The organism is Chitinophaga fulva (genome assembly GCF_012927205.1).
Classification (GTDB): domain Bacteria; phylum Bacteroidota; class Bacteroidia; order Chitinophagales; family Chitinophagaceae; genus Chitinophaga; species Chitinophaga fulva.
Genome location: NZ_JABBGC010000001.1, coordinates 3,061,605 through 3,084,279, shown reverse-complemented (window position 1 = coordinate 3,084,279; position 22,675 = coordinate 3,061,605). Strand labels below are relative to the sequence as shown.

The 22,675-nt window shown below is 49.6% G+C and carries 18 protein-coding genes; 8 read left to right on the top strand and 10 right to left on the bottom strand.

From position 1 onward, the window contains the following. Positions 1 to 232: 232 nt before the first annotated feature. The 3 genes from HHL17_RS12530 to HHL17_RS12520 form a co-directional block, all read right to left on the bottom strand. Positions 233 to 370, bottom strand: coding sequence for a hypothetical protein (locus HHL17_RS12530; protein WP_169225051.1), 138 nt, complete (start codon positions 368 to 370; stop codon positions 233 to 235). A gap of 150 nt (positions 371 to 520) precedes the next feature. After that, on the bottom strand, positions 521 to 1,072 hold the full coding sequence (locus HHL17_RS12525) for an RNA polymerase sigma-70 factor (RefSeq protein WP_169225050.1): 552 nt from the start codon (positions 1,070 to 1,072) through the stop codon (positions 521 to 523). A gap of 260 nt (positions 1,073 to 1,332) precedes the next feature. Continuing rightward, positions 1,333 to 2,214 carry an MBL fold metallo-hydrolase gene (locus tag HHL17_RS12520; protein WP_169225049.1) on the bottom strand — a complete coding sequence of 294 codons (882 nt, stop codon included), beginning with the start codon at positions 2,212 to 2,214 and terminating at the stop codon, positions 1,333 to 1,335. 213 nt (positions 2,215 to 2,427) lie between these two features. Here HHL17_RS12520 and HHL17_RS12515 point away from each other — a divergent pair, with 213 nt between their 5' ends. Further along, positions 2,428 to 4,518 (top strand): heavy metal translocating P-type ATPase, encoded by a 2,091-nt coding sequence (locus HHL17_RS12515; protein WP_169225048.1) that lies wholly within the window; start codon positions 2,428 to 2,430, stop codon positions 4,516 to 4,518. A gap of 31 nt (positions 4,519 to 4,549) precedes the next feature. Here HHL17_RS12515 and HHL17_RS12510 read toward each other — a convergent pair whose 3' ends face one another. Further along, positions 4,550 to 5,068 carry a DinB family protein gene (locus HHL17_RS12510; RefSeq protein ID WP_169225047.1) on the bottom strand — a complete coding sequence of 173 codons (519 nt, stop codon included), beginning with the start codon at positions 5,066 to 5,068 and terminating at the stop codon, positions 4,550 to 4,552. Between the two features lie 142 nt (positions 5,069 to 5,210). Between HHL17_RS12510 and HHL17_RS12505 the strand changes: the two genes are divergently transcribed. Further along, positions 5,211 to 5,738: a DinB family protein gene (locus HHL17_RS12505; protein ID WP_206155969.1), complete on the top strand. Its 528-nt coding sequence runs from the start codon at positions 5,211 to 5,213 to the stop codon at positions 5,736 to 5,738. An 89-nt stretch (positions 5,739 to 5,827) separates the two neighbouring features. On the opposite strand, the gene mgtA is transcribed toward HHL17_RS12505, so the two are convergent. Continuing rightward, positions 5,828 to 8,539: a magnesium-translocating P-type ATPase gene (gene mgtA, locus HHL17_RS12500; RefSeq protein WP_169225046.1), complete on the bottom strand. Its 2,712-nt coding sequence runs from the start codon at positions 8,537 to 8,539 to the stop codon at positions 5,828 to 5,830. A 204-nt stretch (positions 8,540 to 8,743) separates the two neighbouring features. Beyond that, positions 8,744 to 9,385, bottom strand: coding sequence for a hypothetical protein (locus tag HHL17_RS12495; RefSeq protein WP_169225045.1), 642 nt, complete (start codon positions 9,383 to 9,385; stop codon positions 8,744 to 8,746). 127 nt (positions 9,386 to 9,512) lie between these two features. Between HHL17_RS12495 and HHL17_RS12490 the strand changes: the two genes are divergently transcribed. Then, the gene (locus HHL17_RS12490; RefSeq protein WP_169225044.1) at positions 9,513 to 9,890 is read left to right on the top strand and encodes a winged helix-turn-helix transcriptional regulator; all 378 of its coding nucleotides are present in this window, start codon (positions 9,513 to 9,515) and stop codon (positions 9,888 to 9,890) included. Here HHL17_RS12490 and HHL17_RS12485 read toward each other — a convergent pair. The 3 genes from HHL17_RS12485 to HHL17_RS12475 form a co-directional block, all read right to left on the bottom strand. Beyond that, positions 9,868 to 12,243, bottom strand: a complete 2,376-nt coding sequence (locus HHL17_RS12485; RefSeq protein WP_169225043.1) for an ABC transporter permease — start codon at positions 12,241 to 12,243, stop codon at positions 9,868 to 9,870. The two genes, HHL17_RS12490 and HHL17_RS12485, sit on opposite strands and share 23 nt — an antisense overlap. A gap of 186 nt (positions 12,244 to 12,429) precedes the next feature. After that, the gene (locus tag HHL17_RS12480; RefSeq protein ID WP_169225042.1) at positions 12,430 to 12,918 is read right to left on the bottom strand and encodes a GNAT family N-acetyltransferase; all 489 of its coding nucleotides are present in this window, start codon (positions 12,916 to 12,918) and stop codon (positions 12,430 to 12,432) included. 82 nt (positions 12,919 to 13,000) lie between these two features. After that, positions 13,001 to 15,415, bottom strand: a complete 2,415-nt coding sequence (locus tag HHL17_RS12475) for an ABC transporter permease (protein WP_169225041.1) — start codon at positions 15,413 to 15,415, stop codon at positions 13,001 to 13,003. A 126-nt stretch (positions 15,416 to 15,541) separates the two neighbouring features. Here HHL17_RS12475 and HHL17_RS12470 point away from each other — a divergent pair, with 126 nt between their 5' ends. After that, positions 15,542 to 16,327, top strand: a complete 786-nt coding sequence (locus HHL17_RS12470) for an AraC family transcriptional regulator (RefSeq protein WP_169225040.1) — start codon at positions 15,542 to 15,544, stop codon at positions 16,325 to 16,327. Positions 16,328 to 16,455: 128 nt separating this feature from the next. Further along, on the top strand, positions 16,456 to 17,295 hold the full coding sequence (locus HHL17_RS12465; protein WP_169225039.1) for a tetratricopeptide repeat protein: 840 nt from the start codon (positions 16,456 to 16,458) through the stop codon (positions 17,293 to 17,295). Between the two features lie 7 nt (positions 17,296 to 17,302). Here the strand turns inward: HHL17_RS12465 and HHL17_RS12460 are convergent, their stop codons facing one another. Next, positions 17,303 to 17,902, bottom strand: coding sequence for a DUF4974 domain-containing protein (locus tag HHL17_RS12460; RefSeq protein ID WP_169225038.1), 600 nt, complete (start codon positions 17,900 to 17,902; stop codon positions 17,303 to 17,305). A 753-nt stretch (positions 17,903 to 18,655) separates the two neighbouring features. On the opposite strand from HHL17_RS12460, the gene HHL17_RS12455 reads away from it, so the two are divergent. The 3 genes from HHL17_RS12455 (at position 18,656) to HHL17_RS12445 (ending at position 22,660) form a co-directional block, all read left to right on the top strand. Continuing rightward, positions 18,656 to 19,327 (top strand): response regulator transcription factor, encoded by a 672-nt coding sequence (locus HHL17_RS12455; RefSeq protein WP_169225037.1) that lies wholly within the window; start codon positions 18,656 to 18,658, stop codon positions 19,325 to 19,327. 15 nt (positions 19,328 to 19,342) lie between these two features. After that, entirely contained in the window at positions 19,343 to 20,605 is a 1,263-nt protein-coding gene (gene porY / locus HHL17_RS12450) for a sensor histidine kinase (protein WP_169225036.1), read from the top strand. A gap of 72 nt (positions 20,606 to 20,677) precedes the next feature. Next, positions 20,678 to 22,660 (top strand): TonB-dependent receptor plug domain-containing protein, encoded by a 1,983-nt coding sequence (locus HHL17_RS12445; protein WP_169225035.1) that lies wholly within the window; start codon positions 20,678 to 20,680, stop codon positions 22,658 to 22,660. The last annotated feature ends 15 nt before the right edge of the window (positions 22,661 to 22,675 follow it).

Here is a 22,675-nt window from a genome sequence, read left to right as displayed (position 1 = left end):
TTTCTTATACACAAATGATAGCGGCCCAAAATTGAATTGAATAGTCACTAACAGCGTCTCACATTCAAAGTGCCTGTGCTAAGGCTCTAGCCTACAATACCATTCCATCTAAATAACAACACCTGCAATCCGAAAGAAACTGAACAACAACGTAGCCCAGGGCTTCAGCCCTGGGGACAAAAAAAGACCGGCCCAAAGGGCCGGCCATGTTGTTCGTTGTTGTTTTTTCGGTTTATACGAGACCGGTGGTTGTACACCAGAATGTATGAGGAGGAATAGTTGCTTTCTCGGCTTTTTGTTGGCCGGGCTCATTCAGTTTTACAAGTTTGATCTTGGTAACGTCGAGTTTCTTTTTGGTTTTCTTTTTCATAACAAATGGTTTAACGCGAAAAACATGGCGCTTACTCTTTTCTGAAGGTTTTCAGCTTTCCCTTGTCCTGATAGACAATGCAGGTGTTTAGTGTGGCAGAAAAATCGAATAAGCAACAATTTACAAAACGGGTGTGAGAAAATACTGCAGTCAAACAGAGGTATGCTGCAGGAAGGGTTGAAGCGAGGCCGACAGTTTTTTCATCGCGATCATCAATTGTGCATCTACTGTTTTGGGCGAAATATTCAGGATACCGGCCACTTCTTTATAAGACAGTCCGTCTTCCTTGATCAGTTTAAAGATCATTCTGCATTTGGGAGGCAGCTGCCGGATGGCCGCTGCAATAGCGTCCCGCAGTTCGTGGGTAAGCAGCAATTGCTCGGCACCCGCACAAAACCGGACTTGCGGCACCTGTACATTGTCCAGGTCAGCCTCCTCAAAGGTGGTGGCAGACCTCAACTGGTTCAGTGCCGTATGTTTCACCGCCACGTAGAGATATACTTTGATGTTGTCTATCTCCTGCAGCGTATGACGCCGCTGCCATAGCTTCACAAATACGTCGTTCACAGCTTCCTCCGCCTGCTGATGTTGCTTCAGGAATGCCAGGGCAAACTGATAAAGCGGGAACATCTGCTGCTGATAAAAAGCTTTAAAAGCCAGTTGGTCATCGTGAAATTGTATGCGGTAAAGCAGCTCCTTCATATTTCATCGTGCGTAAGCACAATATAAAAATAATTTAATAAACTAGGGTAGTTTTTAAATTATTTTTTTAAATAAAAAAGGATGAACGGTTGGAGGTGATGGGCTAAAACGAATTATCAGTACACAGGCGAATCCGCGGCTACGGCGGCGGCGTTTTTATGGGTACACACCTGTATCAAGATCGCCGGTACCGGCGATAACTACGGCCGCGAGCGGCATTTTTCGGGCAAACATAGCCCTCTTTCATGCCAGCACCAACCCTACCGGTTGACCGGCAGGCCTCCCAGTATATCCCTCACCGTTTGGCCAGGCAACACACGGAACACAGGAATATTCAACGCATACCGTTCACATAGCTGCCGGATACTTTGATCTATCTGCTCCGGCGCATACCGCGATGAAAAATGCCCCAGCACCAACTGCTGCACATTCGTGGCGCTGACCATCTCTATCACCTCTTCGAGGCGGCTGTGCAGGTTCTTATAGGAAGGGTGTTCAATCACTTCATCCCCGCCGAGGAAAGTGGCTTCATGAATCAATATCTCCGCATCCTGCCACGTCTCCGGACTGGCCACCGGTGTATCACCGGAATAACTGAGGATATTGCGGCGCACCTCGATGGTAGTTTTCTCTTTTCCCTGTTCAATGCCTATTCTTCGTATATCCTCCTGCGTTAGCCCCGCCAGTTCGGGGCGTAACTTACGCCTTGTCTGCATGATCTTATAGCCCAGGCTACGGATAACACCCGGAGCAGCGCGTACATGCTCGTTCCGCAACGGCACCACCAGTATATCATCTTTGATACGGATTTCATCATCCGGCGCTACCGGCATCCATACCGTTCCCGCCACATGTGGGTCAAATCTTTTGGAAAAAGCTTCCAGTGCAGGATATGAACCGCCATCTCTTGGGTAACAGATAACGGGAAAACCATCCCGCGCATTCAGTTGATTGAGTTGTAATAATCCGGTCAGATGGTCCCTGTCGGCATGGGAAATAAATACATGGTTGATTTTTCTGCTTTTCTGCAACAGCGTGGCACTTACGCCGTCTCCCGCGTCCAGCAGGATGCCCAGCTCTTCTACAAAATACCAGGTGGAAAACAGGGCCGTGGAATAGCCCGTGATCGTTAACGCTTTCATAGTCCAAAGCTACGGATATTAATGCCTGCTTTTTGCAACGACGGTGTAAAAATAGAATGGGCGGGCATTGGAGGAATACTTAATTTTGTGGCATGCGGATAGGAGCTACTATCATACCGCATAACCTGATGATTTTCCAATAACAAACATCATTGACACTGCCTGTGCGTTCATGACGTGCAACAGCATTTTTGTGCCCATAAAAGCGTTATCATGAAAGAAAATATGACCGCAACGCCTCCTTCTCCCAAACCGGTCCATGCCTGCGACGGCGACCATCAACATAAGCCCGGAGAGAAACATGACCATAATGACCATGATCACGGTCATGCCCATACGATGATGATATTCGGCAAAAACACAGAGCTGTATTTCAGCCTGCTGTGCGGCGCCACACTGGCCATTGCCTGGATACTCGGACGTACGCTTGTTCCCGCAGGAACAATGCCGGAAGGCGGACTGTTACCGATTCTGATAACATCTTACATTTTCGGTGGTTTCTACACCGCCAAAGAAGCCATCGAAACAATCTCCAAAGGCGGCTTTGAAATCGACTTCCTGATGCTGGTGGCAGCTGCCGGTGCAGCTGTTTTAGGCAAATGGGAAGAAGGCGCCCTGCTGTTGTTCCTCTTCAGCCTCGGTCACTCGCTCGAACATTATGCGATGGAGAAAGCCCGTAAATCCATCACGGCACTGGCTGATCTGGCGCCTAAAACAGCGTTGCTCAAAACCAATGGCGGCACGAAAGAAGTAGAAACATCGGAGCTCAAAGCCGGTGATATTATCGTGGTAAGGCCCAACACTAAAATATCTGCAGACGGCATCGTGGTTGCCGGCGCCAGCAGCGTAGACCAGGCGCCTATTACCGGCGAAAGCGTACCGGTGGATAAAATGCCGGTCGATGATCCGGCTAATGCATTACAACAGGTAAAAGAATTAAATGCCCGCTATAAAGTATTTTCCGGTTCCATCAACGGCAACGGCTCTCTCGAGATCATGGTGAGCCAGCCTGCCAGCGACTCCACTATTTCCCGGCTGGTGAAAATGGTGAATGAAGCACAATCCCAGAAGTCGCCCACACAGCAGTTCACCGACCGCTTCCAGCGCATCTTTGTGCCGGCAGTGCTGACACTGGTGCTCCTGCTATGTTTCGCCTTCCTTGTGCTCAACGAACCTTTCAGCGCCAGCTTCTACCGCGCTATGTCTGTGCTGGTGGCTGCCAGTCCCTGTGCGCTCGCTATCTCCACTCCCAGCGCGGTGCTCAGCGGTGTTGCCAGAGCAGCCCGCATGGGCGTGCTCATCAAAGGCGGCCGTCCGCTGGAAGACCTGGGCACTCTCACGGCGGTGGCTTTCGATAAAACCGGCACCCTCACCGAAGGCAAACCACGGCTGACCAACGTGATACCGATGAACGGCAGCAGTGAAACAGACCTCCTCCAGGCTGCCGTGGCAGTGGAAGCCCTCAGCGACCACCCGCTGGCCAAAGCCATCGTACGCGACGGTAAAGCCAAACTCGGCGATACGGCCGTTCCGGAAGCACAGCAGCTGGAAGCCGTACTGGGCAAAGGCATCAAAGCTACCTGGCAAGGCGCTCCCGTATATATCGGTAACCTCGCCCTCTTTGAATCGCTCGATGAATACCGCCCCTCCACAGAACTGACCACTCAGGTACAGGAACTGGAACATGGCGGTCACACCACCATGGTGGTGCGAAAAGGGACTGTTTATGCCGGTATCATTGCGGTAATGGACACACCACGCCCGGAGGCGGCAGAAGTGCTTAAAACGCTTAAAAGTGCGGGAATACGGCGCATGATCATGCTCACCGGCGACAACCAGCAGGTGGCGGATGCGGTAGCTCAACAAATTGGCCTCACCGATGCCTGGGGCAGCCTGCTGCCGGAACAAAAAGTGGAAGCCATCCAAAAACTCGCCCGCGATGAACATAAAGTCGCCATGGTAGGCGACGGTGTCAACGACGCCCCAGCCATGGCCAACAGCACGGTCGGCATCGCTATGGGCGCTGCCGGTTCAGATGTGGCCCTCGAAACGGCGGATATCGCGCTGATGGGAGACAAACTCACCCTTCTGCCCTTCGCCATCGGCCTGAGCAGAACAGCCAGCAGGATCATCAAACAAAACCTCTGGATGAGCCTCGGCATGGTAGCCATCCTCATCCCCCTCACTATCACCGGCATCGCCTCCATCGGCCCGGCGGTAATGGCCCACGAAGGTTCTACGCTGGTAGTGGTGTTCAACGGATTACGACTCCTCACTTACAATAAAAAAATCCCGGGAAAATAACTCCGGGATTTTTTTTATTGCTGTAATATCTTCATGGATAATGCTTCCGCAAATACGTCGCTATCGCCGTCAAATGATGATTGTCATGTTCAGCAATAAAATACAACATATCAGCCAGCGATAACACCTGGCCCAACCGGGGATGCATCGCCTTTCTCTCCATATCTGCCGGCGAAAAATGTTCTACCTGTTTGAGGAAATTATCCCGCATCTGCCGGAAATGATACACCAGATCATTGATCGGATATTGATTGTGATGGGCCGCCACGGTGATTTTGTTTTCAGGGTCTGCCGGCGTCAGCGCCCGCCCCGCCCGCAGGTCTTCCAGCCGCTTGTCGTGCAACAGCTCGATATCTGAAAGATGGCCAATATGTTCTTTTACCGACCACTTGCCATTTTCGTGGACTTCCATGATGTCTTCCGGCACCCGCACCGTCGCTTCCTCCAGCCGGGGCGCAGTAGCGCGCAACCGCTCCATGAAAAAAGGAATGTAGTCAACCGTATGTCCAAACTGAAAGCGGCGATCAACCCATTTCAATAATTCCGTCATAATAAAATGCCTCCTATAACTGTAACGTCCTGCAAACGGAATTGTTGCCTGTTTTTCCGCTCATACATTTCCACTTGGGCATACCATGGGAAGCAGCTACCTTCATCCCATTATTCATTCCCCAAACAACTCCAACAGCGTTATGAGAAAGCTACTCCCCGTATGGCTGATGCTGGTGTCCGTACAGGTATTCGGACAAACGGCCACGCCTACCCTGAAATCTGTTCTACTGACACAACTCCGCAGCACACACAATAAGGCGGACTGGTTCGTGCCAGCCAACACTGCCGTGGCAGGCCTTACGGCTGAACAAGCCAACTGGAAAGACGGCAGCGGCAACCACTCTGTAGGCCAACTGGTGCAACATCTTGTGTTCTGGAACGAACGACAGCTCAACAAATTCCTCGGAAAAAACGTAAAAGACTTCAATGGCGACAACAACGAAACATTTGCCAGCGTTGACAAAGCAAGCTGGGAAACTGCGGTAAAAAAACTGGACGAAATACTCACCGGCCTGGAACAGTTCGTGGAAAAAGCAGATGATAAAACACTCGCTGCGGCCGCCGGAAACATCGCCAATATCTCCGCTCACAACGCCTATCATACCGGACAGATCATCTTCGTTCGCAAGGAACAAGGATCATGGAACCCGGAAAATGGCGTGAAATAATTACGAATTACGAATGGAGAGTCCACTTATAGAAAGGTTACTAAATAACCGGTTTATAAGTGGACTCTCTATTCGTAATCTGTAATTGATTACAACCAGTTGTGAAAACGCCGGATAAACCAGTTCTTCACGACTTGGGTCAACACACAATAACTTGCCAGGATAGCGAGCAGGAAAGGGAAATATTGGATCGGCAGCGGCTGCATTTTCAATGCTGCTGCCAGCGGACTGAATGGCAACAAAACTCCAATGGCCATCACCAGCGTTGTCAATGCCAGCACAGGCGCGGTAGCCCAGCTCTGGATAAACGGCACTTTACGCGTACGGATCATATGCACGATCAGCGTTTGTGATAACAATCCTTCTATAAACCAGCCACTCTGGAAAAATGCCTGATGCTCCGGTGTATTGGCCTTGAAAAAGAAAAACAACAGGGCAAAGGTCAGGTAATCAAAAATGGAACTGATAGGTCCGATAAAAAACATAAACCGCGCAATACCAGAGGCGTCCCACTTTTTCGGTTCTTCGAGATATTCTTTGTCCATGCGGTCCCAGGGAATGGCTATCTGGGAGATATCATACAACAGGTTTTGTACCAGCAACTGAATAGGCAACATCGGCAGGAACGGCAGGAACGCGCTGGCCCCCAACATGCTGAACATGTTACCAAAATTACTGCTGGCGGTCATCTTGATGTACTTGATGATGTTCCCAAATGTCCGCCGGCCGTAGATCACGCCTTTCCGCAATACGGTCAGGTCTTTTTCCAGCAAAATGATATCCGCACTTTCTTTGGCGATGTCTGTCGCTGTGTCTACGGAGATGCCTACATCTGCCTCACGTAGAGCGGCAGCGTCGTTGATGCCGTCGCCCATAAAACCAACGGTATGGCCCTTCTGCTGTAATACTTTCACCACACGGGTTTTCTGTAGCGGACTTAGTTTGGCGAAGATGCTGATGTTGTCGATTTCTTTTGTCAACTCGACATCGCTGATATTGTCCAAATCCGGCCCCAGCAAGATATTGTTGATCGGTATCCCCACATCCCGGCATATCTTTTTGGTCACGATCTCATTGTCGCCGGTCAGCACTTTCAGGGTAATGCCCAACTGGTGCAATGCTTCGATGGATGGTTGAGCGGAAGGTTTGGCGGGGTCGAGAAAACCAATGAAGCCGGTCAGCGTCATGTTGTTTTCATCGGCCACGCCGTAAGTAAGTGCACGGTTGTCAAACTCTTTAATGGCGACCAGCAACACGCGCAGCCCTTCTTCATTGAGCTTGCGCGAAATACGAAGGATATGGTTGCGCATTCCTTCGTCCAGTACCATCACGTTATCATTTTCTGGGTGCAGTTCCTTGTCTTCTCCGGGGTTAAAAGCATGTGAACAAAGGGCCAGCATCTCTTCCACGGCGCCCTTGCAGATGAGCAGGTGTTTGCCGTTGCGCTGCTGCAATATTACTGACATGCGGCGGCGCTGGAAATCGAATGGTATTTCATCTATCTTGGTAAAACGGTTGCCCGCCTGAATATGCTCATGTACTTCCACATGTTCCAGCACCGCCTGGTCCAGCAGGTTTCTCAGCCCCGTCTGATAGTAGCTGTTGAGATAAGCCCATTTGAGCACTTCTTCATCGTCCTGCCCAAGTACATTCAGATGCCTTTCCAGTACTATTTTGTCAATGGTGAGCGTACCGGTTTTATCGGTGCACAGGATATCCATAGCGCCGATATTCTGAATGGCATTCAGCCTTTTTACGATCACTTTGCGTTTGCTCATGCTCAATGCGCCTTTGGCCAGGTTGGCGGTAACGATCATGGGCAACATCTCTGGTGTGAGCCCTACGGCAACGGCTATAGCAAAAAGCAAAGCGGAGATCCAGTCGTGTTTTACCAGCCCGTTGATGACGAAGATCAACGGCACCATCACCAGCATAAAACGGATAAGCAGCCAGCTTACGCTGTTTACACCTTTATCGAAACTGGTTTCTGCCCGTTTGCTGGTCAGTGTTTTACTAAAGGAACCAAAGTAAGTCTGATCACCGGTGTTGATGGCGATGGCCGTAGCAGCACCGCTCACCACGTTGGTGCCCAGGTAACAGGTGTTCTCCAGTTCAAAAGGCACACGGCGCTCTGCATCTGCGATGCTGAATTCCTGCTTCTCTACCGGCAGCGCTTCCCCGGTAAGCATAGCCTGGCTGACAAACAGGTCTTTCGATTGCAGCACCCGGCAATCCGCAGGTATCATGTCACCGGCAGACAACAGGAAAATATCTCCGGGCACAATCTCCTGGATGGGTATCTCCTGTGCGCCTTCCGGGTTACGCAGCACCATGGCCGTGGTTTTCACCATGCCTTTGAGTTTCTCTGCGGCGCGGTTGCTGCGGAATTCCTGCCAGAAACGTAGTACGGAACTCAGTACCACCATCACACCTACTACGGTGACGGTCTTGTAGTCCTGTTCACCGGGAGCAGCCAGCCATACGTCCATGATAAAGGATATAATGGCAATCACTACCAGTACGCCGATAAATGGATTGATGAAAGCCTGTAATAATTGTTTGTACCAGGCAGGGGCTTTTTTGTGGGTGATTTCATTGAGGCCAAACAACCTGCGTTTGGTTTGTACCTGGTTTTCTGTCAGACCGCCTTCCTGGCTGTCCAACAGGGTCATTGTACCGGCCCTGTCGCTTCGCGCCACATGGCGGAGCTTTTTAGCTGCCAGTACATTAAATCCATCTGCTGTTACCTGTTGGGTAAAGGGTATATGCCGCCTGATGCTGCCTGCTGCTGTTCTGATCATGACTGTAGAATAATTTAATGGTCAGCCGGGGCGGTTTCTTATCAGGAAGAAAATAGGGCACCCTGGCTTACATTACCGGTATGTCCGGGTCCTGCGTCCATAGTGATAAATGTTTGTTGACAGGACAAAAATACTACAGCCTGCACTGGCAGGCTGTTAGAGGGGCTTTAGAAAAGTATTAGAAATTCATTAGAGCGGCAGCAATTATTTTCTGACCAGTTTGGTTATCTGATCGAGGTTGTAGTTGACTGCTGTAGGCACGCCGTCTTCTATGGTAGTTTTAGCATAGAGAATGTGTGACTTTAACACCAGCGTATCTCCTTTCCAGCTCACTTTGGCTGCCATCTCTTGTCCGGGTAAGGATCCATCCACGCCGGGAAGGGAAACGCTGGCGGCCTGGCTGTACAGCGAGTCATTAGCTCTCAGTTCGTATCCTGCGCTGCTTGCAGAAGCCGGCATCGTAACACCCCACGGTAGTTCCTGTGATGCCATGAGCGCTCCATTAATGTAAGTGGTACTCTTCACTTTTGTATCTACCGTATAACTGATATCTTTGGATGTCATCGTCCGATCATCAAAAGTAACGATGCCTTTGTTGCCGGTGCTGATATAGTCAATGTCGAGCAGCCCTTTAAAAGAACCCCCATCCTGATCAGTAAATGATGTGATCGACTGCCCCTTTAGTTCCACGCCGGCAAATTTCCATGTACCCATCAACTTATTCGAAGGATTGGTGCCTGGCGGATTTACAGTAGGGTCCGGATCGGGACCGGCCATCTCGTCTTTGGAACAGGAGGCAAATAGGAATACTGTAGATGCTAACAGGAATAGACAGGTACGGGTCATTGGAGTATTGTTTAAACAAATAATACAGCAAATTTAATACATATTATGAATATCCCATATTATCAACAAAAATCTTATCAACCGATAGATAGCTTATTTTTGTCCATATCTCTCAAAAACAGTTATCATGAAACCATATATCAACCGGTATCCTGAATGTGACTACAAAGGAAGAACAAGGGCATTGAGCGATGCCATGGAGCTTCTCCAGGGCAAGTGGAAGGTACTGATCATCGCAGTCCTCTGTTGCCGCGGACAGAAACGTTTCTCTGAACTGCATCAGGAAGTGGAGGGCATCAGCGCCAAAATGCTGACACGGGAACTCCAGGTACTGGAACTGAACCTGCTGGTGACACGCACCGTTTGTTCCACTAAACCTGTAACGGTAAAATACGAGATTACGCCCTACGGAAAAACCCTTGAAAAAATTGTTTTCCAGCTGATGGACTGGGGCAAGGAGCATCGCCGCTATATTATGGCGTCTACTCAGCCTGTAAACTCCTGACCGGGTTCTGCATAGCTGTCTTCACTGCCTGGTAACTGATCGTTGCCAATGCAATCAGCACTGCCATGCCGCCGGCCAGTACAAACACCCACCAGTGAATGTCCGTATGGTAAGGAAATTGGTCCAGCCAATGCGCCATAATTCCCCACGACAACGGAAATGCGATGACTGCCGATAACAGTACCAGCTTCAGGAACTCCATCGACAATAACCGGGCAATCCCTGTTACGCTGGCGCCCAGCACCTTGCGGATGCCAATCTCTTTGGTCCTGCGCTCCGCCGTATAGGCTGCAAGGCCAAATAACCCCAGACAGGAAATAACAATAGCCAGCGTAGCAAATATCCTGGACAACCGGCCTATCAGCTGTTCACTGCTGAACATGGCATTGAACTGTTCATCTACAAAACGGAAAGCAAACGGATAACCGGGATTATCTTTCAGCATCACCTGCTCAATACTTTTCACCGCCCGTTCCGGATCGGCATTAGCTGCCATACGGATATACATCACCCGGGGATCATTGTCCCGCTTGAAGAAAGCCACCGGGTCAGGCTTGCCATATATGTCTCCGTACACATAATCTTTGACGATCCCTACAATGCGATAAGGTTGGTAATTAGTCTCCTCGCCCTCCGGGATCAACAGGTTCCTGCCGATGCTCCCTTCAGCACCCATCAACCGGGAGAGCGATTCGGTGATCACCACGCTGAAGCTGTCTACCGTAGCGCCAGGCAGGAAGTCCCTCCCCTCTTTCAGCTCCATGCCGGAGGTAGCGAAGAATCCCGGTGTAATACTCCTGTTGGAGATCAGGAAACCGCTTTCCGGTGATCCCGGCCAACGGAAGGCATTGGTGTTATTCCCTCCTTCAATGGTGACATGATCAGACATGGCCGCATTCTCGATGAGGCCCGTATTCAGCAGGTCCTGGCGGATGGCCGCAAAGTCCTGTCCCATTCTGCCGGTAATATTCATTTCCAGCAGTTTGTCTTTGTTATATCCCAGCTTCCTGTTTTTCACATGTTCTATCTGCTGATAGATGATGATAGTGGAAATAATCAATACAATAGATACCGTGAATTGCACTGTTACCAGTCCTTTGCGGATAATAGCAGCACTACCGCCGGGCATTTTGATGCCCTTCAGCACCGCTACCGGGTTAAAGGATGACAGATACAGAGAGGGATAGCTGCCTGCCATCAATCCGGTTACCACTGCGATGGCCAGCAATGCGGTCCAGTGCAACGGATGTTGCAGGCCTAATGCAATCTGTTTGCCTACCATGGCATTGAATGCCGGTAACAACAGGCTGATGAGCACCACGGCCAACAGCGTGGCCACAAAAGACATCATCATGGCCTCTCCGATAAATTGCGCGATCAGCTTACCTTTGCCAGCGCCCAGCACTTTGCGTACCCCTACTTCCTTGGAACGTTTCTCACTACGCGCAGTGGCCAGGTTCATAAAATTGATACAGGCTATTAAAATGATGATCCAACCTATAATAGTGAACAATCGTACATACCCGATACGTCCACCCGTCTGCTTTCCATCCACGAAGTCGCCGCGCAACCGCCAGTCATTCATCGTAAACAAAAAGGGTGTGGTAACAGCTCTTTGGAATTTTGCTTTCACATATGCCGCCAGCTGCCGGTTGAGCGCTGTCACATCCGTTCCTGGTACTACTTCCACGAAATTATTGATCGCATTATTATCCCACGATGTCAGCCATTTGTTCTGATTAAAATAAGTCTGGAAAGGCGCCAGCCATTCAAACTTCAGCGTGGAGTTTTGCGGCAGGTCCTTCAGGACACCTGTCACCATATATTCCTGCTTGTTGTCCATCTTCAGCATCTTACCAGTTACGTTGGTGGTTTGCCCGAAAAATTTCCGTGCAGCCCTTTCCGTTATAACGAGGGAATAAGGCTGCGTAAAAGCAGAACGGACATCTCCTTCCACAAAAGGAAAGGTGAACATGCTGAACAGGGTACTGTCTGCATACATCCCGGATGCGTAATAAGCCGTGCTACCGTTGTTGAACATCGTAGACACCGGCTCCTCCGTTGTACGGCAGACATTGGCTATACCAGGAAATTCCGCTTTTATCGCAGGGCCCATCGGCCCGGGGGTAGACCAGAAAGTACGCTTGTAGCCGTCATACTGCCAGTGCTGTAAAACGGCATACAGCCGGTCTTTCTTTTCATGCATACTGTCGTATTGCACTTCATCTTCCACCCATAGGAAGATAATACCGGCGCAGGCGATGCCTGTCATCAACCCGAAAATATTCAGGAAGCTGTATACTTTGTTCTTCCATAAACTGCGGACAGCGGTCCGGATATAGTTGGTAATCATGATGACAGATTTTCCAATCGGATGCCAACAATAAATATATTAATATCCAACAACATACATATCGCACAATATGAAAAATGTCCGCTTTTGATACAGGTTTTGTTCAATTGCGGATAGATCATAAACAACACCGGCCAACCTGTGGAGCGGATACTCAGGCTGGCCGGTGCTATGATAATATAGTAATCATTGTGCGAGATAGGTGGGATCATCTCTCAGGTCCATCCGCATTTCGATCAGGTGCTTTTTAAATCCTGCTTTTTCATAAGCCCTTACAGCGGCTTCATTGTCACTATAAACGTCCAGGCGCATTTCCAGTACATCCTGTAAATAAGCCCATTCTTTCAGAAAGGCGAGGATCCTGCCATTGATACCTTTACCACGATAAGCAGGATCTACATACAGGAAGCCTACGTATGCCTGCTTATCATGTTTGAGATAAGGCCGGGTGGCAGGCTCTATGCGGCAATATCCGGATGCGATGATCTGCGTGCCTGCTACTGCCACTACCACCTCCACATTGTCGGCTGCTATCATTTTAGCGATATCGTAATAACTAATAGCACCATCCTGCAGGGTGGGGTCATAAGGCCTTTCTGCTGTAATAATGCCCTGCTCGAAAGTAAGCAGCAAAGGCAGGTCTTCCTTTACAGCTTTTCTTATCGTGATTTCCATATGTGCTGATTGGATTTTTGTTAACAGATAAACATTCACTTTATAGGATAGTAAATGTCGGACTTTATCTGTTCAAACCCAACTATTCAGACCGTAAACTGTGCGCCGGATTCACCAGCGCAGCGCGTATACTCTGGAAGCTTACCGTCAGGAAAGCGATCACCAGCACCAGGACAAAAGGAATGGCAAACAGCCACCAATACAGCTCTGTCCGGAAGGCATAACCTTTCAGCCATTGTGTAACGCTGAACCAGGCCACCGGCGTAGCTACGCCGAAAGCGATCACGATCAGCACGGCGAATTCGCGGTACAACAACCGGACAATCTCTGCTACGGAAGCACCCAGTATTTTACGGATACTGATCTCTTTGGTCCGCTGCACAATGGTGAAGGAGGCCAGCCCAAACAAACCAAGACATGCCACCAGAATGGCCAGTGCCGTGAAGATGCCGAACACTTTTCCGAAGCGCTGGTCAGCTTTGTATTGCTCATCAAAATGTTCATCCAGGAAAAAATATTCAAACGGGTTGGATGGAAAGAAAGTATTCCAGTTCCGTTGTACCGTTGCAATGGTAGCACTGATATTATCCGGCGATAGGCCAACGGAAATATATCCCTTCACATCGGCACGCAGCCGGAGGATCAATGGCTCATAAGCGTCATGCAGGGACTGTTGATGGAAATCCTCTACTACGCCGGCAATCCTCAGCGTGTCGCCCCAGAAGAAAACAAGCTTGCCAATAGCCGCTTCCGGGCGATCGAAGCCCAGCCTGCGGATACCGGTCCTGTTGAATACCACGGCGCCCTCTGCGCCATCCATGCCAAAGTCACGGTCAAAATTACGGCCCGCTATCAGCTTCAGGTGATAGGAAGGCACGTAGTCATAGTCGACGTAAATGGCGCGGAACTGTTTGCCCTCATTTCTGTTTTGCTCAATCAGGCGTATACCACCGGCATTTATGGACGAAGCTTCGCCGGGCACGATGGATGATACGGTTACACTATGGATGGTGGTTTCACGCATCAATTGTTCTTTGAAAGCCAGTTGTTGTCTCATCCGGGTAGAATCGGTGGAAATGATAGGTGGTTTTATCACCAGCGTTTGCGCAATGTCTATCCCCAACTGCTGCGAACGCATAAACTGTATTTGTTTAAAGACAGTGAGCATGCCTACCAGCAAAAATAAAGAAGCGGCAAACTGCACCACTACCAATGATCTGCGCAACGTACTGCCCTGGCGGGAAGAGATAGCCTTGCCCTTCAATACCACCACCGGTTTAAAACGGGAAAGCACAAACGCCGGATACAAACCCGACAGGAATGACCCCACCACAAACAGCGCACTTAATACGGTCCAGAAAAGCCGGTCATACAACAGTGAAAAAGATAACTGCTGACCTGTTACACTGTTAAAAAGCGGAATGGAAAAAACAACCAGGAACAGTGCCGTGATAACAGCCATCCCGTTCAGCATCACAGATTCGATCATGAACTGCGCCACCAGTTGCGACCTGCGCGAGCCGATCGCTTTGCGTACGCCCACTTCCACCGCCCTGTTGATAGCACGGGCTGTGGCGAGATTGATATAGTTGATCCAGGCGATGGCAATAATAAACAACGCAATCCCCATCAACAGATATACCGTGTTGCCCTGACCGTTAGTTTCTGTTTCCATCATCAGGTGGGAATAAAGATGTATGTCCTTTAACGGCTGGAGATAATATTTTGTCGTAAACTCCTTCGGTACGTCCCCATAGTATTTGGCCACCAGCCCCGGGAACTTTGCCTCCAGCTTCTGAGGATTGGAGCCCTGCCGGAGCAACAGGTAGGTTAAACAACCATCCCACTGCCATCCTGTTTCAGGATCATCCGGCTTCACGATGTCCAGGTAGGTAGCATAGGAGTACAACGCTTCTGCCTTCAGGTGGGTATTGGAAGGCATATCCCTGAATACGCCCGTCACCTTTAAAACACGGCGATAATTTTGACGGACTATTTTACCAATGGGATCTTCCTGTCCAAACAGTTTATGGGCGATGCGCTCTGAAAGCACTACCGTATTGGGTTCTGTAAGGGCTGTTTTGGCATCTCCGCTGATGAGCGGGGTGGAAAATACCGTAAAATAAGCGCTGCTGGCACAATACACCGATGATACTTTGACGCTTTTTTCGTCATTGTCCAGCATTGCCTCATTTAGTTTGACCAGCTTTACATATTCTTCTATTTCCGGAAAAGCTTCCTTGAAATGATTGCCGACCGCAAAAGCCCCGGCAGCCCAGCTGGTACTTAACTGCCCTTTCTCATAACGCTCCTGCCGCACCCTGTAGATACGGTCACCTTTTTCCTGGGAGCTCTCGTAACTTAATTCGAACGCCACATATTGCAGGATCAGCAGGGAAGCGGCGATACCAATCGCCAGCCCCATAATATTAATGGCAGAAAACACCTTGTTACGGCTGATATTCCGCCAGGCAATCTTGATATAGTTTTTCAGCATATGAAGAAAAATTGGCACCCGTGAGATCACAATAAATCTGCCACCAGCTGGTGGCCCTGCCAGATGGGATATAGCGGCAGGCAGGCCCCCCGAACTGTTTCGTTACCGCACACCGCCTGTCCGATAATGAACGTTTCTTTTTACCTTTATGATATGTACCGGCAATACAAACCGCATCCACTACTGGAACCATATATAGATGCCTACTGGACCGTTACGTCGGCCACAGGGTCCGCGGCTGTAGGCCGTATACTGCCCGATGGCTGTGTAGACATCATCTGCAACCTGGGTGATGCTACCATCAGTGATGCCGGCACCCCGCAACAGCAGTTGCTCCTCTCTGAAAAAGCATACCTGATCGGTACCATGACGCGTTACTCGGATTCCTGTCAACCAGGAGCTGCCCGCATGATCGGTATCCGCTTTAAGCCCGCCGCTTTTAACTCATTCTTCCGGTTGCCCTTGCAGGATACCGCAGATGAATGCATTGAGTTCGGACAGGAGCTGATCACACTGCTCCTGCAGGCCGGCGACAACTTTATTACTGTGCTGGACAAATACTTCCTGGAACGCAATACCCATGCATCTCTTGATATGTTGCCCATCGTAGACACCATCTACAAGCATCAGGGCTGTATCAGGATCGGAGACCTCGCCCGTGCCCATTTCCTCACGCCCCGGCAGCTGGAACGGCAGTTCCTCAAACATACCGGCGTCAGCCCTAAGGCATTTGCCAATATCGTGCGCTACCAGACCGTGCACCGCCATATCCGTAATAACCCCGGCAGCAGCCTGCTGCAAATAGCCTTTGACTACGGCTATTATGACCATTCCCATCTGACCAACGAAATCCGGAAATATACCGGTAAAGCCCCGTCCACCTTTATGGAGAAAGGTGCCGCAGAGAAATAACCGGCGGATGAAAACTGCCTATCAAAAAAAATCTCAAAATAATTGTCCGTGTTTAGAAGTGGTTAACAAATGTCAACTTGATAAGCTGTATTCTTGCAACATGGTTAATCGCTAAAAAACCGGATGATATGCCAGGGCAACCGTATTTCACCAATGAGGGCGGCACATGGATGTTTCATCAGCCAGCTGTACTGGTCACCTATCACAGTGAGCTGCTGCACGCAATGGACATGATGCATACAAGGCCACTGGCCGCGGAGAGAATATTCCGTAAAATTATCCTGGCCTGTGGCAACAGCCATATCGATGCACTGCTATCGCTGGCCGTGGTCCTGAACAGGACCGGCCGGCATATAGAAGGGAATGCCCTTATGCACAGGGCACACCTGATCTGTATAGAAGCACTGCCGGCGGAGTTCCGGCCAGGCACCGATCATGTTTATTGGTGCATGCTGGAAAACCGGCCTTTTCTACGCGCCCTCCATGCGGTCATTCCAGAGTACATCAAAGAAAAACATTATGAAAGAGCGTTGGATAAAATCAATTTCCTGTTAAAGATCAACCCACAGGATGATACCCTCGCCACCGCGCTCCTGCCGTTGTGTTACATGCACCTGGGCCGGTATGAAGCATACATCGCCTGGTATCAGCAGCAACCCGCCGGCAGCCACACGCTGGAAAATACTTTTTTTTCTTTCCTGGCCTTCTATAAACTGGGCCTGACAACACAGGCTAAAGAACGGTTCCTCGAAGCACAGCAAGCCTGGCCTCATATGGCAGCAGAGCTGCTGAAGTCCAGTCACCAGTTTCCTACAGATGAGTTCGCGGAATATCAGGCGCAAATACCGCCCGGTAGCAGACAGGAAGCTTTTGTTTGTTGGCTCGCCTCCAGAGAATTATGGCAAAGGGAAAAGGGATTGAAAAAATTTATCCGTTCCATCACAGGAGCACCCGCAGGCCTCCCCTGATATCCGGTTACTGCGAAGAACGGATATGCAACGTAGTACCTTTATAATAGTAATCCACCGCACTGCTGTATTTCACCACGTTCATAAAGGCATCCAGCGACTGGCAAGGGTCCATGCAGCCGGTAAAGCGGCGTCCTGACATTTCGGGCTCATCAAAAATTACCTTGATCGCAAAACGTTTGTCAATCATTCCCCTGATGTCATTCAGAGAGGCGTCGTGAAAAGTATAAACACCATTCTTACGTTTTGCATTATGCAACTGCCTGTTAAGCGGGTCATGAAAAACTGCCGCAGCTGTTCTTTCATTAATGGCCAGCAGATGGACCAACTCTTTCTCATGCTGCTTTTGCCACCAGGCGCTCCAACACAGCCCCGCCAGGATAATGCTGATGCATATGCCGGGGATCCTGTAATTATACGATTTAGCTTCATCCTCCTGCATTAATTCATCTTCCACGGCTAACCATCCTGCACCGGCATCCGTTACATCTTTTTTAGGGTCAATCTTGCCCTCCCTCATCAAACGCCGGTATTCCTGGGCTACCCGCCGGGCATTGGGTACCTGGTCCATCAGGTCAAACAGCTCTTTGGTTTCTTTGTTGCTCAATGTCAAGTGTTTTTGAGTATCAAAACATCAGTGGTACCCACACGGGTACCGGTTATCAATAGGTATAGTATAAAAAGCCGACAATACAGGCCTGCCGGATTTACGGCATCAGGCCCCGTAAACATAATACGGATAGTTCGCTATAAGGGTTGTCATAGTAAGGGTATCTTCTTCTCATCATACAATCATCCTAAACTCCCGGATAATTATCTACGGGATATCAATTGCTACGCTATCGTTGTGATTTCATTTACTTGTTCGTTGTACCTATTTGCTGCCAGCACCTTCTCTGCTGCATGTTCCCTTGGTTTCGCCCTTCAGCTCAGGGTCTCTACACTGATTTTCCGTGTATCATTAAGATATCAGTAGTATAAACGATAAATAATACCATCCGGATTTAAACTATGATAAACATGATTATTACTGATTCCCCTGATTCGCGATTTTTCGCAGCCATCGGCCCTGTAACTATTCTATGTTGATGATACCATATATCCATCCTAACATATTTCAGTTAGTCCCGGGTTACCTCAACTTATCATCATCAGTAAAAAGTACCATCAAATATAAATATATTATACTTTATAATTAAATTATATTCAACAATACCAACAAAAGATATATATGTGTATGTAACAACGTAGCCCAGGGCTTCAGCCCTGGGTACAGGTTTGCTTTAGAATTAATCCCTACTTTTGTCGCACCTGCTTTCAGCAGGCTACTGCAGTTATTTTACAACAGTTATTTTACAGAATGAAAGTGCTGATCATAGAAGATGAACCTTCCTTACGCAACAGTATCCGTGAATACCTGGAACACCAGGGCTTTATCTGCGAAGTGGCGGCAGACTTCAGGGAGGCGATCGATAAAGTGACCGATTATGAATATGACTGCATCGTAGCAGACATTGGCCTGCCTTTCGGCAGCGGCCTCGATGTGATCCGTGAACTCAAGTCACTGAAATCCAAAGCCGGCATCATCATCATCTCCGCGAAAGACTCCCTCGAAGATAAACTCAGCGGCCTGGAACTTGGCGCCGATGACTACCTCACCAAACCGTTCCATCTCTCGGAGCTGAATGCCCGCATCAACGCACTGCTGCGCCGCAAAAATTTTGATGGGAACACCAGCATCAGCTTCTTCGAAATCACCGTCATCCCCGCTTCGAAAACAGTACTGGTACATGATAAATCCATTACATTAACCGGTAAGGAATACCAACTGCTGGTCTACTTCATTGCCAATCAACACCGGGTAGTCACCAAATCAGCCCTGGCCGGGCATCTCTGGGGCGATGCCTACGATCAGGCCGGCTCGTACGATTTTATCTACACCCATATCAAAAATCTCCGCAAAAAAATGATGGAAGCCGGCGGAGAAGACTATATCAAAACCGTATATGGTACCGGATACCGTTTCGGCTAAACTGAAATGCGCTGCATGAAACTGCTCACCAAAACTACCTTGTACTTTATCATCATCATGTTGCCGGTGTTTGCTGGCGGCGCCTTCTTCCTGTTCCATAAATTCAACAAAGAAATCAAACACGAAACAGATGAAGAGCTGGCCAATGATCAACGGGAATGGCTGCGTTATCTCGACACCGCCAGCCTTGACAATCCCATCTTCCGCTTCCAGACGCAGGAGTTTCAGCTCACTCCTACCGATCAACCGGTACAGAAAAAATTTAAATTCAAAGGCGTCACCCTGTACCAGGAAACGGAAGACGCCCGCGCCCCTTTCCGGGAACTGTCACAAGTGATCAGCATCCATGGGAAACACTACCAGATGATACTGCGTAAATCCATGATCGAAAAAGATGATCTGCTGAAAAATATTATCTACGTCATGCTGTTCGCCTTCGGCGGACTGCTCATTTTCGTTATTCTTTCCAACTGGTTCATCAGCCGTAATGTATGGCGCCCCTTCTATCACTCACTGGATAAAATCCGGCTGTTACAGCTCAATAAGATGGAAGCACGGCGCTTTGCCGCTACCCCTACGCATGAATTTAATCAGCTCAACGAAGCACTTAACCAAATGACGGACCGCATCCATCAGGACTATATCAACATGAAAGAACTGACGGAAGATGCCGCACACGAAATGCAAACACCGCTCGCCATCGCGCAGAGCAAACTGGAACTACTCCTTCAGGACGAAAACCTGTCAGAAGATCAGCTGAAAAATATCGGTCAAACCAGCGAAGAGCTGCAACGCCTTTCCCGGCTCAATCATAACCTGCTGCTGCTCGCCAAAATAGAAAACCAGCAGTACCCCGTGACCGAACAACCAGACCTGCATCAGGTCCTCATCCAATACCTATCCCTGTTTGAAGAACTCATCCGGGAAAAGGAACTGACCGTGGAGACGCACCTCGTCCCCACCGCACCATGGCCCCTGCATCCTGCACTGGCAGACATCCTGATCAGCAACCTGCTGGGCAATGCCATCAAATACAACTATCACGAAGGCCGTATCCATATCACGCTCACAGCCCAAACCTTTACCATCTCCAACACCAGTAACCTGCCGGAAATACCGCCCGCCGATGTATTTCAGCGGTTCAGGAAAAGTAACCAGGGGTATTCCAATTCCAACGGACTGGGACTTGCCATCGTCAAAAAGATAGGAGAATCCTATCATATTCAGGTCTCCTATCAATACGTCAACGGCCTGCATATTTTTACCGCTTCCTGCTAGTACAGATTTGCACCAGATTGTATTTCTTTCTTTGTGATGTCAAAAAGAATCCATCATCAAAGTTGTACATCCATGCGACCGCTTATTGTAACCGGAGCCCTTTGTATCACCATGCTAACTGCCGCTGCGCAGCAGCGTGTAACCGCTCCCGTTAAAGACACCCTGCACAGGGACACTATCAGCAAAGTATCTGATCTGAATGAAGTCATTATTTCATCTACCCGCAATAACAGCCGCATTGCAGACCTTCCAATGAAAGTGGAAATACTGGGCCGCGAAGAAATGATAGAAGAAAGCGGTATCAAACCCGGCAATGTGACCAGTATCCTCGGCGACCTCTCTGTTATACATATCCAGAACACATCAGCTGTCAGCGGCAACAATGCCATCCGCATGCAGGGACTGGACGGTAAATACACCCAACTGCTACGCGACGGTATGCCTGTATATGAAGGTCTCAGCGGCAATTTCGGCGTATTGGCCATTCCGCCCCTCGACCTGAAGCAGGTAGAAATCATCAAAGGCTCTGTGTCCACCCTGTATGGTGGCGGCGCCATCGCCGGCATGATCAACTTCGTGGCCAAAACGCCAGGTTCAAAACCGGAACTGACCATCCTCGCCAACCGCAGCACGCTGAAAGAAACCAATGGCAACGTATGGTATTCCCAACGTTATGGTAAAACTGGCCTCACCCTCTTTGCCGGCGTCACTACCCAAAACCCGGTGGATGTGAACGATGACGGTTTCAGTGATGTGCCCCGCGTACGACAATACCTCATTCATCCCCGCTTTTTCTGGTACCCCAACGCCAATACCACGCTCATAGCGGGTTACACCGGTACCATCGAAAAAAGGGAAGGCGGCGATATGCAGGTGCTCAACCATCATGCAGACAACCTGCATGCCTATACGGAAAGCAACAACAGCGAACGTCATAGCGCCGATGTGCAATTCACCCGCAAAAACCTGGGTGGCGGCACCCTCACCGTAAAAGGCGTAGGCAGTTTCTTTCATTTGGAAAATATCGCAGGCAACTTCCCGCTGAACGGCCAGCAAACCAATACCTACCTGGAAGCGGCCTACAACAAAAAAAGCGGCCGGCACGACTGGGTCGTGGGCCTCAACAATACCGGCGAAATATACCGCCGCGCTAACGGAGACAGCACCCTGCTGGGCAACTACACCTACAACACCATGGGCGTCTTCGCGCAGGATGGCTACCATTTCTCAGACAAGGTAATGGCAGAAGCAGGTCTCCGTGCCGACTACCACAACGTATTTGGCTGGTACGTACTGCCTCGCCTGGCATTCGTATACAAACCACTGGAAGGCCTCAGCCTGCGCCTCAGCGGTGGCACCGGCTACAAATCGCCCGCCATCTTCTCCGCGCAAACACAGACCATCGGCTACCGCAACCTGCTGCCGCTGGCTGCCGGACTTAAATCTGAAAGAAGCGAAGGCATTAACTTCGATGGCAATTACCACACAATGCTGGGCGATATAGACGTTACCGTTAACCAGGCGCTCTACTACACCCATATCAAAGACCCCATTCTGCCGGTAAGTAACGCTGCCGATCTCAACAAAGTGATACTGGCCAATCAGCCGTATGCCGTTAACAGTCTGGGTACCGATACCTACGTGCGAATGGAGCTTGACCATCTGGAGCTGTACCTGGGCTACAACCACACAGTGTCCAAATACACGGACGCAGCCTCCACCAAAGTGGCTTTTGCTCCACAGGACAAGTTCGCCGCTACCCTCGCCTACGAGATAGAAGAGAAATGGCGCTTCGGTATCGAAAACAGCTGGATAGGCAACCAATACCTGGAAAACAACCAGAAAGCGCCTAATTACTGGTTCTGGGCAGCCATGGTGTCACGTAAGCTGGGTGAGCACGTAACGCTGGTACTGAACTGCGAAAACGTATTCGATGCGCGTCAGGGAAAACACATGCCGCTGTTCACCGGTCCTGTCAGCAATCCTCAGTTTGCACAGCTGTGGGGCCCTATAGACGGCCGTACCATCAACCTGTCGGTTAAATTTGATCTGTAACAATTTCTGCTTTTT